Raw genomic sequence first — 14,115 nt, 5'->3', positions numbered from 1 at the left:
GAGGGGAATTTAAATGTTAGGACGATTTACTGAAAGAGCACAAAAAGCACTGCATTTTGCCCATCAAGAAGCTATAGGCTTAGGACATGACTATATAGGTACAGAACATTTATTATTAGGTCTATTGCATGAAAGTGAGGGGATAGCAGCCAAAGGGCTGCTGTCCGTAAATATTAGCATTGAGACAGTACGGATGGAGGTGGAAAAATTAGTTGGCCGTGGCGAAGCTACTAATACTCAAATTTCCTATACTCCTCGGGCGAAAAGGTGCATTGAATTGGCAATTAATGTCGCTGCTGATTTAGGGCATAACTATGTTGGTACAGAGCATTTATTATTAGGTCTCCTCCAGGAAGGAGAAGGCGTGGCGGCTCAGTTACTAGACGGCCTTGATGTAGATGTACAAGTACTAAGCCAGAAAGTATCAGAATTATTAAGTGGATTTTCTGCATCCGGACAAGGCGCTCAGCAGCAGCAATCGGGAGGAAAGCAAGTAAGTTCCAACACGCCCACATTAGAAGAATTTGGTCGTGATCTGAATAAATTAGCTCGCGAAGGCAAGATCGATCCTGTGATTGGCCGGGGAGCTGAGATTGAGCGTGTGCTGCAAATCCTCAGTCGCCGTACAAAGAATAATCCTGTACTCATTGGTGAACCTGGTGTAGGTAAGACTGCAATTGCGGAAGGACTAGCACAGCGCATTGTACAGAATAATGTTCCTGATATACTTGGAGTAAAGCGAATTATCTCTTTGAATATGGCGTCGTTAGTAGCTGGATCGAAATATCGTGGGGATTTTGAAGAACGTTTGAAAAAGGTTTTAGAAGAAGTTCGTCAGGATGGCAATGTCATTTTGTTCATTGATGAACTACATACTCTAATTGGAGCAGGTGCTGCAGAAGGAGCGATTGATGCTGCAAATATTTTAAAACCTGCTTTAGCCCGTGGTGAGATACAAGTGATTGGTGCCACAACACTCAATGAATATAAAAAATACATTGAAAAAGATGCTGCTCTTGAACGGCGTTTTCAGCCAATTACGGTAAGTGAGCCATCGGTAGAGGATGCTATTACTATTTTGCAAGGGGTTCGGGATAAATACGAAGCCTTTCATCGGATCAGCATTACGGATGAAGCAATTGAAGCGGCAGTTACCTTATCTCACCGCTACATATCTGATCGATTTTTACCAGATAAGGCAATTGATCTCATGGATGAGGCAGCAGCCCGTGTCCGTCTTAAAACGTTTTCATCACCTTCCAATGTGAAAGAATTAGAAAAGACATTAAAACAATTGCAGACGGAAAAAGAAGCTGCTATAGCGGCACAAGAGTATGAGCAAGCTGCTCATCTTAGAGATGAAGAAAAAAGGTTGAAAAATGAACTGGAAAGTAAGCAAAAAGAGTGGAAACAGCAGGGGAATGAACAGCTTGTGGTTACAGGTGAAGAGATTGCTCATATAGTAGCTGTTTGGACGGGCATTCCTGTTGAAAAATTAGCCCAAGAAGAAGCAGTACGGCTGCTGAATTTGGAAGAAGAACTGCATAAAAGAGTGATTGGACAGAATGAGGCGGTTAAGTCGGTAGCTAGGGCAGTACGCCGGGCTAGAGCTGGTCTTAAAGATCCGAAACGGCCCATTGGTTCCTTTATCTTCTTAGGACCAACAGGTGTTGGTAAGACCGAGTTAGCGAAGGCACTGGCTGCTACCTTGTTTAATGATGAAAGTTCTATGATTCGATTAGATATGTCAGAGTACATGGAAAAGCATACTGTTTCTCGTTTGATTGGTGCTCCCCCTGGTTATGTTGGATATGATGAGGGCGGACAGTTAACAGATGCAGTTAGACGTAAACCCTATGCAGTTATTTTATTAGATGAAATTGAAAAAGCCCATTATGATGTATTTAATATTTTGCTGCAGGTTTTAGAAGACGGCAGATTAACTGACAGTCAGGGTCGTAAGGTAGATTTTAAGAATACGGTCATTATTATGACTTCTAACGTAGGGGCAAAGCATTTGCGTAGAGATAATACTATGTTAGGATTCTTAGCGGATGATAAAATGAATAATGAAGCCGAGAATGCCAAGAACAGAGTGATGGAGGAAGTAAAACGTACTTTCCGTCCTGAATTTATCAATCGGGTTGATGAAATGATTGTATTTGGCAGTCTGACTGATACAGAACTTACCAGTATTGTGGATATTATGTTAAAGGATGTAGGTAAGCGTCTAGAGGATAATACGCTTTACTTAGAATGCAGCGACAAGGCCAAGGCGGAATTGGTAAAAGAGGGGCGGGACTATGCATATGGTGCAAGACCTCTAAGAAGAGCCATTCAAAAATTAGTCGAAGATGAAATCGCCGAATTAATGCTTCGTCATCAAGTAATTAAAGGTGACACAGTTTTAATTGATGTTGACGCAGATGGAAAAGTAAAATTGATGAAAAAATAACAAATCTTGTAAGTTATTGCAGGAAAATAAAAGAAATAGCACGAAGAGCATTTTATAATAGCAACGATATAGTGCATGTTATAAAATGCTCTTATGTGTAGTTAGAGAGCAAGGAAAGAATAGTTCCTTATCTGTCGTGATTTTGTAGATATTTGGAAGGGGTAAGCATAATTTGTCTAAAGCTAAAATTCATTTTGTTTGTCAAGAGTGCGGTGCGGATTCACCGAAATGGTTAGGACGTTGTCCGGGGTGCGAGTCGTGGAATAGTATGGTGGAGGAAACACTTAGTAGGCAAGATGGGAAAAAACGTCATAGTACCAGCAATGGCGCTAAACCGCGTCCAATTACGGAGGTGGACAACTTTGCTGTTCCTAGACTCACAACGGGGGTAGGAGAATTTGATCGTGTACTAGGTGGAGGGATTGTTCCAGGAGCCCTTATACTGATTGGTGGTGATCCTGGTATTGGAAAATCTACAATGCTGCTGCAGGTAGCTTGTAGTGTAAGTCGGACTTATGGCAGTGTCTTATATGTCTCTGGTGAAGAGTCGGCTGCTCAAACCAAAATGCGAGCTGAGCGTTTGAATAAATTAAGTGATAAGTTGTTGATCATGACAGAAACGAATTTAGATGAAATCGCACTTTCTGCCAATCAGTTAAAACCTGCCTTGATGATTATTGACTCGATTCAAACGATGTATAGTCCAGAAATTCCTTCAGCTCCAGGAAGCGTGGGACAAGTGCGGGAATCTACAGGAAAATTATTGCGCTTAGCAAAAGAAACTGGTATTCCGATTGCTATTATTGGTCATGTAACAAAGGAGGGGAATATTGCCGGTCCCCGTATTTTAGAACATATGGTAGATGTTGTATTGTACTTTGAGGGTGAGAAAACCTATGCTTTTCGTGTACTTCGCGCCATAAAAAATCGTTTTGGCTCAACCCATGAGAGCGGAATTTTTTCCATGGAGGAAGACGGACTTATGGAAGTCAAAAATCCTTCCGGGCTGTTGCTATCAGAGAGGCCAGAAAGCGCCCCAGGATCTGTAGTACTAGCCTGTATGGAAGGCGTTAGACCCTTGTTGATCGAGATTCAAGCTTTGGTGAGCACCACTTGCTTTGGTATGCCTAGGCGTATGGCCGTTGGCTTTGACTATAATCGACTGATTCTATTAATGGCAGTGCTAGAGAAGAGAGTCGGTTTGATGCTAGGAAATCAGGATGCTTATGTGAACGCCGTAGGTGGTATTAAAGTAACGGAACCGGCTGCGGATTTAGCAGTGATTCTTGCGGTAGCATCCAGCTTTCGCAGCATATCATTGGATGCTCATACGGTGGTGATGGGAGAGGTTGGCCTAACAGGTGAAGTGCGTATGGTGTCAAGAGTAGATGTACGCATTAGTGAAGCCGCTACCATGGGATTTAAACGATTTGTGATCCCAGCGGGTAATTTAACAGGACTTAAAATACGTCAGCAAGGATTGAAAATAGTTGGGGTTAGTAATGTAATTGAAGCAATGGAGGCGGTATTTCTATGACGAAAAAGCGGCAAGATAAATTATGGGATCCAAAATTTATAAAAACGATTAAGAAATTAGTTCCTGGCACGCCGCTGCGAGAAGGTTTAGAGAATATTTTAAGGGCCAAGATGGGGGTCTTGGTATTAGTAGGTAATAATCAGCCTTTATTGGATGTAGTAGATGGTGGATTTTCACTAAATTGTGAGTATACTCCTGCTGGTTTTTATGAATTAGGAAAAATGGATGGGGCGTTGATTTTATCTTCTGATCTTAAACATATTATATATGCCAATGCACAATTGGTGCCAGATTCGAGGATTCCTACGACAGAAACAGGTACAAGGCACCGCACGGCGGAAAGAGTTGCCAAACAAACCGGAGGTTTGGTGATTGCTATTTCACAAAGACGGAATTTAATTACCATGTATCTAGGTGATTTACGGTATACCCTAAAAGATATTACAGTAAGTTTAAGCCGTGCCAATCAAGCGTTGCAGACATTGGAGAAATATTGCAAAGTATTAGTACGGAGTTTGACCAATTTAAGTGCCTTAGAGTTTGAAGATTTTGTAACATTATTAGATGTGGCGGAAATTATTATTCGTGTGGAGCAAGTGAGTCGTATTGCAATGGAGATTGAGCGTCATGTCATTGAATTAGGCAGTGAAGGTCGCCTGGTAAGCATGCAATTAGAAGAGTTGATGGCGGAGCAGGATGATATGGAGCTATTGCTTAAAGACTATTGTTTTAATGGATGCCAAGTACAAGAGGTACGAGAACAATTGGCTCTATTGCCGGAGGAAAGTTTAGAGCCGTATACCATTTGCCGCATTTTAGGTTATGGAGCTACGCCGAATATATTAGATGTTCCAGTGGTGCCTCATGGATTTCGCGTACTAAGGAGAATTCCTCGCTTGCCAATGTCCATTGTGGAAAATGTAGTAACTCACTTTAAAACATTACCTTGTATTTATAGTGCTACGATTGCTGAACTAGATGATGTAGAAGGAATTGGCGAAGTTAGAGCAAAAACAATAAAGGATGGTTTAAAACGAGTGCGAGAGCAAGCATTATTAGATCGTAATATGTAAATACTCAGGACATAGTAATGCTATTATCTATTTTTTCTTATACTTATCTAAACTTATATCTTTTACAAACCGAGCATAGGCTCGGTTTTCTTCGATTTTTACTACTTGATACAGTTTATTTTCTTCCGTTAAGATTTCATCCCCAACGCTTACTACTAAAGGTACGTACATTAAACTATGCCCATCTGTTTCATCTAAAATCAAATAATAATCATAGATTTTCTGAGGCGCAGGTTCCGGTTTTTGCTGAATTGAAAAGATGTTCAACGGTAATAAATGTAAAAGACTAAAGATAAGCAGACCCGAGAATATTACAATTCCTGCTAACACCGTAAATCGATGCTTGTGTATCATGATGACAACTCCTCGATGATATATAATTAATCTTTTCTTTTTTTACGTGGTCCAAGAAAGTTAGTAAATTCATATTTATAGAATTTATATAGTTTATTTTTTGCTTCCTGCCAATTGCCGGTACTAAGATAGAGATACGCAATAATGCCAAGCATCACAGCTCCGATGATCGATAAAATATTAGTAACAGTAACGCCTGATTCTTGAATATCTGAGACATTTCCGGCAAGAGCCTTAGTATTCGTGTTTGTATCATTTGAAGAAGTAGTACCAGGCATTGGTGTATCCGTTGCTTTTGGGGCGGGAGAAGCAGGAAGTGGCTTTGGAGTAATAATAGAAGGAAGTATATCAGCAAATAATGCAGCGCTGTATTCTGCAGCTTCTCGCGTATTATATTGGGTTCCCATTTCCAGCAGCATAGAACGAGGATTTAAATCTTGATTATAATTACCACGAGCCATAAAGATACCTCGTATTAAGCCCTTGTATGTTTTATCTGCAGTTGCTTTTATTTTTTTGGCATATTGGAGGGTAGTGGCTTGATTTTGATTTTGCCGACCCACAACTAATAAAATTTTAGCAGCATCTTGTCCGTTAATGGTTGTCTTATAAGATGCAAGAGGTCCACTGTCACGATGGAGATCAAAAAGGGCAGCAGGCTGGCGTTCGAGCAGTTTCATAAAGGTACGTCTAGAGCGCTGATAAGCATTGGCATCATGAGGTTCATGCAGTGTTTTACTGTGAAGGGGCTGATAGCCTAGTTCTTTGAGACGACTGCTAAAACGATCACCGACTTTCATAATACTACCTTTGCCAGGAGTCGTTGAGTTACCATCAGTAGGAATATAAGATTCATCGGTATGAGTATGATAAATGGCAATGATTGGCTGGTTGCCGTTAGCTGCACCTTGCACAGTCATTAGCTCCATTTCTAACGAAAGGGTGGGTTCGGATTCTATAGAACGAGCTTTTGCTAATGAGCCCTCTATTGAGACAATTTCATACAATTTATTATCCTCATTAATGTAGCGATCACCCACATGAAGGACCAATCCTGACTGCAAAATGATTTGATCATTCTCATCGACAATTGTATTATATCCTGATTCCAGCTCATCAATAGCAGGAGAAGAAGCTGCCTGTGTACAAGGAGAATAAGTCGAAAAAAGTAAAAATAGAAAAACTAATGTTGGGAAAAAATGCATGATACCACCTCATTATCTGTAATAATTAACCTCATCATAGTTGTATCATGTCCTCATGGTAAGTCCTTTATGTAATAAAGAAGACTCCGATTCAGGGAATAAAAAAGACACGACTATAATAGTCGTGTTCATTGTAAAATTAAAGGTTTTATCTTCGAAGGAAGTGTTTGTAAATTACGGCTAGGATAGATGAAAAAATCCTAAAGTAGTAACGGTGTTGCATTCCCTGCGCATCACTTCATTGAGACTAATTCCAGATAAATTGCAAAGTGCAGCTAGATAAAATAAACTATGCCCGAGTTCTTTGGTAAGTACTTCTTTACATTGTTCGCAAGGTTCACCTGATAAATGGGAAGACATAAATTGCTTTAAGTCGCTATATTCAATATCAGCAGGTGCTTGTTGGCGGGTGGCATTTACGGCGACACAGCCGCATTCAGTAACTGTTTTGGCAAAAGCACGATTTACTCGGGCACTTGCTTCTTGGTATTTTGTCATAATATCAAGAATACTGCGATGACGAATTAAATAGTCATCTACAGCGGTTTGAAAATCAGAGCATTTCTCATCCATTAATAAACACCTCACTTTGATGTTTATTATATAAACTTAACTCTATGATTGTCAATATTTGTACAGGCATGAATTTGAATTTTAGGAGATATGATTTTGTGATCATTACATAATAAATATTTTCAAAATATTCTTAACAGGTAAAAGTAAGTATATAATCAGAGGTATAGGGATGTAAACCTCAATAAATCGATTATGAGGTCAAAATTTTATTTGACAATAATTAATATGCTATGCTAAAATATACAATTTTGACAATATCTTTTATTTGTGATATACTACCTACTATAGGAGTTGATGCTATGTTAGCTATAGGGGACAAAGTCGTGTATCCCATGCATGGTGCAGGTGTCATTGAAGCAATTGAAAAGCATGAAGTGTTTGGGCAACTGCAAGATTATTATATTCTCACTATGCCTTACGGTGGCATGAGAGTGATGATTCCTATGAAGAATGTAGAAAATATTGGACTTAGAGAAGTAATTGACGAAGTCGGAATTAGCAAAGTTGTGGATATATTAAGGGCTACTTCGGTACAAGAAACGGCTAGTTGGAATAAAAGATTTAATTTAAATTTAACAAAGATAAAAACTGGCAGCATCTATGAAGTGGCTGAAGTAGTGCGGAATCTTATTCTTCAGGACAATGCAAAAAAGCTTTCAGCAGGTGAACGAAGGCTGCTGGAAACTGCTAGGAAAATCATGGTAAGTGAGTTGGTATTAGCTTGTGGTAAGGATTTGGGCAGTATAGAAGAATGGATAGATGAGTTAATGCAAGAAAATACGCCAGGCAACTGACGTATTTTTTTGTTAATGTTAGGATATAATAGATAATGTTTCCAGGAGATCTTAGTTGTGATGCTAGACTTGTGGGAATGGAGAAAGTCTTATATAATAAATAAATAGTAAGGGAGGTGTAAGTTTGTTGGACAAAATTTTGCGATTTGTCATTACGTTATTAGCAGCTGTTTCAGGTTTGATGACAGCAAAATGGCTAGGCACCAGTTCCTTTTTATCATCTATGGTGAGTGGCGAATTTTTAAAAGTAGGATTTGTTAGCAGTGATGATACAATCGTTACCATCTTGGTAGCTGTTTTTGGTGGAGTAGCAGGTGGGATTATTGGTTATGTATTGGCACCCTTTTTTATTAAATATTTATGGCAGTTTACCTATTGGGTAGAAGCCAGGCTTAATAAAATGCCAGTATCTGATGTCATTGCCGGTTCTATAGGACTGGCTGTTGGTTTGATCATTTCGAATTTAATTGGTTCTGCATTTATGCATATTCCGCTTATTGGTAGCTATGTTCCTGGAATTATTAGTATTATCTTGGGATATCTGGGAGTGAATATTGCTATTCATAAAAGAGAAGAAATGATTGGGTTAATGGCAGTTTTTCCTTGGAGGACAAAAGAGCGGCAGAAAGAAAAGATTATTACGAAGCCAAGCTACAAAATCTTAGATACTAGTGTTATTATTGATGGGCGAATTGCTGATATTTGTAAAAGTGGTTTTGTTGAAGGTGTTCTTGTGGTTCCTATGTTTGTATTAGAAGAATTGCAGCATATATCTGATTCCTCTGATTCGTTAAAACGGAATCGCGGGCGCCGAGGTTTAGACATTCTAAATCGTATGCAAAAAGAGCTAGGGTTGCATGTAGAAATCAGTGAACAAGATTTTGAAGATACTGCGGAAGTGGACGCAAAACTTGTTAAGTTGGCTCAATTGATGAAAGGTAAGCTGGTTACTAACGATTATAATTTAAATAAGGTTGCTGAATTGCAAGGTGTAACTGTTTTGAATATTAACGAATTATCCAATTCGGTTAAGCCAGTAGTATTGCCAGGAGAAGAAATGGTTGTACATGTTGTAAAAGACGGTAAGGAACTTGGGCAAGGAGTTGGCTATCTTGATGATGGCACAATGATTGTCGTTGATAGTGGTAAGAAACATATGGGAGATACCATTGGAGTATTAGTAACGTCTGTATTGCAAACAGCTGCTGGACGAATGATTTTCGCAAAGCCTAAAGGCATTGAAAAAGGCGCTTAAAGCAATCATGTATAATAACGGGAAAAATGTCTTCGAGATCTGTTGATGAACAGTCTCGAAGACATTTTTTTGTAAAACAAGGTTCTCTGACTTTCTTTAATGATAAAAAAATTATGAACCACAAAGGCACAATGCCGCTGACGCGGCACACAAAGGAATGCACAAAAAAATATGAACAACCCCCTTTGTGTCCTTCGCGTCTTTGTGGTTCAATTCGTTTTATATTTTTAAAAGAATTCGCAGCATTTTTCTTATTGCTAGGCTAATGGAAGTATTATGACTTGGCAAGATGGGGAATTTCTAATAGAATAAGGAGAAGTAATTTATTGCTTTATAAAGAGGTTATTTGGCAACAATAATCGAACAATAAGATATAATAAGTGATGATGTATTTATGGGAAAGGCAGGATAATATAGTGGTTACAGTGATTATACCAGCTGCAGGGCAGGGAAAAAGGATGATGAGGGGAGGCAATAAAGTATTTTTGCCGCTCGTTGATATGCCTGTATTATTACATAGTGTGCTAACTTTTTCAGCCTGTTCTGAGGTGGATAATTTAGTAATAGTCGTTGCCCCTGATGAAGTGGATCAAGTGCAAAAGATGCTATGTAATTTAATCGGGATTAAGCCTTGGAAAGTCGTGGCAGGTGGTAGAGAACGGCAGCATTCTATTGCAAATGCAATTAAGGTAGTTCCTAACACAACAAAAACAATTCTAGTGCATGATGGTGCCAGACCTCTTATAACAGAAGAATGTATTACTAACGTCATTCAAGCTTCTGTTGTTCATAAGGCGGCTGTAGTTGCTGTAGCTGTAAAAAATACAATTAAAACGGTAGATGAAGATGGCTGGGTTACGGGTACGCTAGAGCGTCACAAGTTGTGGTCAGTACAAACACCACAGGGGTTTGATGCTCGTTTATTACGTAAAGCATATGAGCAAGCTGAGCAGGATAACTTTGTTGGTACAGATGATGCTTCTCTTGTTGAGAGACTGGGCGTAAGGGTTAAGATTGTATGCGGCTGTTACGATAATCTCAAGGTTACAACTCCCGAGGATTTAACAATAGCTGAGGCATTGCTAAAGGAAAGAAAGAGTATTCTGGATAGTAAAGGTTGTGACAACAACGAAATGATGCGCGTTGGTATGGGATATGATGTTCACAAATTGGTAGAGAACCGCAAGCTAATACTCGGTGGTGTAGAGGTGCCCTATGAATTAGGATTAGATGGACATTCTGATGCAGATGTATTGCTGCATGCGATAAAAGATGCTCTTTTAGGAGCGGCAGCATTAGGTGACATTGGCAGGCATTTCCCGGATACAGATATGCAATATAAGGGAGTATCTAGTCTCTTCTTGCTAAAGAGGGTGGGAGAAATTATTGCTGAACATGGTTATCTGGTGCATAATTTGGATGCGACCATTGTGGCCCAAAGACCTAAAGTGGCAATGTATATTCCAGAAATGAATTGTAATATTGCTGCTGCTCTTGGGCTTAAGATCGGGCAAATCAATGTAAAAGCCACTACAACAGAAGGATTAGGGTTTGCAGGTAAGGGAGAAGGCATCGCTGCTTATGCTGTAGCATCGATCCTGCAGGTGTAATAAACAAATAACTGCCAGCCTGATGAAAAGGCTGGCAGTTTTAGTTCAGGTAGAGAATGTATAAGTTTTATTGATACCTAAAATGTATGGAGCTATGTAAAAAAAAGTAATCAACCGCGAAGTTCGCGAAGAAATGCAAAGAACACGAAGGAGTCTTATTCTTCATAGTCTTTGTAGTCTTCGCGTCTTCGCGGTTCAAAATCTTTTTAGACGCGTTGTGCTTTTTTCCACTTACGTATTGTCATTTAACCGGGCATCATGGAGTTAAACATGGTAGAACCTGCTCGGCCTAGGTAAATACCACAAATAGTAGATGCAATGCTCAACACAATAATGATCAACATGCTGTTGGTAGTAAAGCCATTAGCGAGATATAAAACCAGGATCGCAATGGATAAGACCTGGAGGAGTGCACCGACAATTGCTTTACGAACTAGAAGCGGTGTTTTTAATTTTTTAAAGCGAATTTTTCCATCAATTAAGCCTGTAATAAAGCCTAGTAGTACAGAGAAGGGGAAAGCGATAATGGAAAGTTTAGCAGCGATCAGAAATTCTCCCCGCAATGGATCTTCTATCCAGAAGGAAAGACTTAGCATGAAAAGAATGACGGCAATAAAGACTTGAGGAAAATGCACACTGATTGGATGAAGATGCTGATCAATAATAAATGTGCGGCGAGGAGAAATTTTCTTCGTATACGGTTCAAAGACCGTCTTTGGCAAGCCACAAGCTGGACATAGGTCTTCTACATGGTTTTCGTCCATAATAAATCCGCAGGCTTTACATCGGACATAAGTTTTCATGTTACTACCTCCTAATTAATGCTCTTAAAATGCTAAAGTTTCCCTAAATATAAATAATTCATGATTCATTTTTATTTTCCTGTATTTTTTCAAAAATAAAGTAGAAATAAGGGGTAATTGTATAAAATTTGTGAATTGATACATATTATAAATAATCTGGATTTTATGTAGCGAGGGTATAAATCTAGGAGGAGTATATATGCGCAGAAGAATATGTATGTTGCTTATGATAACAGCATTAGTCTGGCCGAGTGCAGCACTGGCTGCAGATTATATGGTGAATATAAATGTTGTACGTCAAGAAGATGGCACTACCTGCGGTGAACTCTGGTATAACAACCAGATTGTCTGGCGGCTGGCTATTTTAGGTGATGGTGCTAAGCCGGTATCGGCATTTCCTAATGCAAGGACAACATTTATAGCCCCGGATTTGATCGATGGATTATTTGTGATAAAAGTGGAGTAACAGCAGTGTTGGCACTTGGGGTATAAAACCACGAGTGCCAAAAGCTTTTTTTGCATAAATATAGAGAATCTGCTAGAATTATATGGAACTAACTATATACATGATGGCTAGAAAGACGTTTTGGAGGGGAATTTGCATGTTACAGCAGGATATTCGAGTGCGGTTTGCACCAAGCCCAACGGGTCCTTTTCATATCGGAGGGGCTCGTTCGGCGTTATTTAATTGGTTATTGGCAAAAAAGTATAATGGCAAATTTATTATGCGGATTGAAGATACGGATTTAGAGCGTTCTACAAAAGAATCAGAAGAAAATATTAAAGATGCACTGCAATGGTTGGGAATCACCTGGGATGAAGGCACTGATGTCGGCGGAGAATATGGACCTTATCGTCAAACTGAACGTTTGGATATATATCGCACTTATACAAAACAATTATTAAATGAGGGTAGAGCGTATCATTGTTATTGTAGTGAGGCAGAGCTGGATGAGGAACGTCAGCTGCAATCAGATAAGGGAGAAACTCCTCATTATGGCGGCAAATGCCTGCATCTTACACAAGAAGAGAAGGAAAATTTCATCGCTCAAGGTCGTAAACCTACAGTACGTTTTCATGTACAAGAAAATAAGCAGATTATCTTTAAAGATATGGTGCGGGATACGGTGAGCTTTGATTCAAATGGTGTGGGTGACTTTGTGATTGTGAAATCAGATGGCATTCCCGTATATAATTATGCCGTTGTGATTGATGATGCGTTAATGAAAATTACTCATGTAATTCGTGGAGAAGAACATTTATCGAATACACCTAGGCAAATCGTATTATACGAAGCACTTGGCTTTACACCGCCGACATTTGGTCATATTTCCTTGATCTTAGGTGCGGATCGCACGAAAATGAGTAAACGTCATGGTGCGACCTCGGTTGAGAAATATCGTAATTTAGGTTATTTACCAGAAGCGATTGTAAACTTTTTGGCTCTCTTAGGCTGGTCTCCTGGTGGCGAAAAAGAATTTTTCTCATTAGAAGAATTAATTGAAGAGTTTTCTATGGAACGAGTAGCAAAAAATCCTGCAGTTTTTGATGTGGATAAATTAAATTTTATTAGTGCTCAATATATTAAGAAAGCCACTCCAGAAGTAATTACAGAACTTGCTTTGCCTCATTTAAGACAAGCTGGATATATTGGTGAGGAGTTGTCAGCCAAAGATCGAGAATGGCTGACGCAAGTTGTGGCTTTGTTGCAAGAGTATATTAGTTATGCAGCAGAAATTGTGAATCATATCGATCTTTTCTTTACAGAAAAAGTTGAATTTGAAAATGAGGAAGCTGCTGAGGTTTTACGCGACGAAGATGTTCCTGCTGTTATCAAGAGCTTTTGTGAAAAATTACAAGGTCTAGACGTTGTAGACGCTCCTAGTGTTAAGGCAATTTTAAAAAGTATCACAAAAGAATTAAAATTAGGCGGTAAAAAGGTCTTTATGCCTCTGCGGGTTGTAGTAACAGGTAAAATGCATGGTCCGGATTTAGATAAAATTATTGCTTTAATTGGCAGAGACAAAATCTTGAACAGAATAACTAGTACATTAGCTAAAATCTAATTGACACACCTACCCTCTCTTAGTATAATTTCATAATAAGATAAAATGAAGAGTAAGCACAGCTTGAGTAGTTATCGTTTTATGGGGTAACCAAGTCGGGTGATACTGCATACATATATAAGAAAAATGTAATGATTGGGAAAAGTAAGTGTAAATCTGCCTTCCAGAGAAGTAACGCCACCGGCTGAGAGCGGTACTAGGAAAGAGACGCCCAAAATGCACCCATGAACAAGTTGGCTGAATGTATAGTAGGTCAATTCGGTAGCAACCGTTATTGTGCGCCTAAGAGGCATTGGTTGATGCCTAAGCAGAGTGGAACCACGGACCACTGTCTCTGTACGAGATAGTGGTCTTTTTTTGTTGATATTTACATTTAGAGGGGGAAAA

At 39.2% G+C, this 14,115-nt stretch carries 12 protein-coding genes, 1 pseudogene and 1 other annotated feature; of the genes and pseudogenes, 9 read left to right on the top strand and 4 right to left on the bottom strand.

What is annotated here, in order from left to right; genetic code table 11:
• Positions 1–13 precede the first annotated feature (13 nt).
• The 3 genes from FR7_RS19430 to disA all read left to right on the top strand — a co-directional run bounded on the left by FR7_RS19430 (position 14) and on the right by disA (position 5,065).
• Positions 14–2,455, top strand: a complete 2,442-nt coding sequence (locus tag FR7_RS19430; RefSeq protein WP_007937875.1) for an ATP-dependent Clp protease ATP-binding subunit — start codon at positions 14–16, stop codon at positions 2,453–2,455.
• Between the two features lie 172 nt (positions 2,456–2,627).
• On the top strand, positions 2,628–3,992 hold the full coding sequence (gene radA, locus FR7_RS19425) for a DNA repair protein RadA (RefSeq protein ID WP_007937873.1): 1,365 nt from the start codon (positions 2,628–2,630) through the stop codon (positions 3,990–3,992).
• Positions 3,989–5,065: a DNA integrity scanning diadenylate cyclase DisA gene (gene disA, locus FR7_RS19420; RefSeq protein WP_007937871.1), complete on the top strand. Its 1,077-nt coding sequence runs from the start codon at positions 3,989–3,991 to the stop codon at positions 5,063–5,065. The genes radA and disA overlap by 4 nt, the downstream gene beginning before the upstream one ends.
• Before the next feature lie 27 nt (positions 5,066–5,092).
• On the opposite strand, the gene FR7_RS19415 is transcribed toward disA, so the two are convergent.
• The 3 genes from FR7_RS19415 to FR7_RS19405 all read right to left on the bottom strand — a co-directional run bounded on the left by FR7_RS19415 (position 5,093) and on the right by FR7_RS19405 (position 7,197).
• On the bottom strand, positions 5,093–5,419 hold the full coding sequence (locus FR7_RS19415; RefSeq protein WP_007937869.1) for a hypothetical protein: 327 nt from the start codon (positions 5,417–5,419) through the stop codon (positions 5,093–5,095).
• A gap of 26 nt (positions 5,420–5,445) precedes the next feature.
• Positions 5,446–6,624, bottom strand: a complete 1,179-nt coding sequence (gene spoIIP / locus FR7_RS19410) for a stage II sporulation protein P (RefSeq protein ID WP_007937867.1) — start codon at positions 6,622–6,624, stop codon at positions 5,446–5,448.
• A gap of 180 nt (positions 6,625–6,804) precedes the next feature.
• Complete coding sequence (locus tag FR7_RS19405; RefSeq protein ID WP_007937864.1) at positions 6,805–7,197, bottom strand: nucleoside triphosphate pyrophosphohydrolase family protein; 393 nt, start codon at positions 7,195–7,197, stop codon at positions 6,805–6,807.
• 302 nt (positions 7,198–7,499) lie between these two features.
• Here FR7_RS19405 and FR7_RS19400 point away from each other — a divergent pair, with 302 nt between their 5' ends.
• From FR7_RS19400 to ispF, 4 genes and pseudogenes are all read left to right on the top strand, one after another.
• The gene (locus tag FR7_RS19400; RefSeq protein WP_007937862.1) at positions 7,500–7,994 is read left to right on the top strand and encodes a CarD family transcriptional regulator; all 495 of its coding nucleotides are present in this window, start codon (positions 7,500–7,502) and stop codon (positions 7,992–7,994) included.
• A gap of 127 nt (positions 7,995–8,121) precedes the next feature.
• Positions 8,122–9,249 (top strand): PIN/TRAM domain-containing protein, encoded by a 1,128-nt coding sequence (locus tag FR7_RS19395; RefSeq protein WP_007937860.1) that lies wholly within the window; start codon positions 8,122–8,124, stop codon positions 9,247–9,249.
• 383 nt (positions 9,250–9,632) lie between these two features.
• Positions 9,633–10,325: pseudogene (gene ispD / locus FR7_RS24675) on the top strand (2-C-methyl-D-erythritol 4-phosphate cytidylyltransferase); the annotation flags it as partial.
• 57 nt (positions 10,326–10,382) lie between these two features.
• Positions 10,383–10,859 (top strand): 2-C-methyl-D-erythritol 2,4-cyclodiphosphate synthase, encoded by a 477-nt coding sequence (gene ispF, locus FR7_RS24670; protein ID WP_229536913.1) that lies wholly within the window; start codon positions 10,383–10,385, stop codon positions 10,857–10,859.
• Positions 10,860–11,104: 245 nt separating this feature from the next.
• On the opposite strand, the gene FR7_RS19385 is transcribed toward ispF, so the two are convergent.
• Positions 11,105–11,662, bottom strand: a complete 558-nt coding sequence (locus FR7_RS19385) for a rubredoxin-like domain-containing protein (RefSeq protein ID WP_007937857.1) — start codon at positions 11,660–11,662, stop codon at positions 11,105–11,107.
• A gap of 199 nt (positions 11,663–11,861) precedes the next feature.
• On the opposite strand from FR7_RS19385, the gene FR7_RS19380 reads away from it, so the two are divergent.
• Both FR7_RS19380 and gltX read left to right on the top strand, forming a co-directional pair.
• On the top strand, positions 11,862–12,128 hold the full coding sequence (locus FR7_RS19380; protein ID WP_007937855.1) for a hypothetical protein: 267 nt from the start codon (positions 11,862–11,864) through the stop codon (positions 12,126–12,128).
• Positions 12,129–12,264: 136 nt separating this feature from the next.
• Entirely contained in the window at positions 12,265–13,728 is a 1,464-nt protein-coding gene (gltX, locus tag FR7_RS19375; RefSeq protein ID WP_007937852.1) for a glutamate--tRNA ligase, read from the top strand.
• A 122-nt stretch (positions 13,729–13,850) separates the two neighbouring features.
• Positions 13,851–14,067 (top strand) — a binding site (T-box leader).
• Positions 14,068–14,115: the final 48 nt, after the last annotated feature.

It is taken from the genome of Pelosinus fermentans DSM 17108, assembly GCF_000271485.2.
Classification (GTDB): domain Bacteria; phylum Bacillota; class Negativicutes; order DSM-13327; family DSM-13327; genus Pelosinus; species Pelosinus fermentans.
The sequence above is the reverse complement of the archived record's forward strand: the minus strand, read 5'-3'. Positions and strand labels throughout refer to the sequence as shown.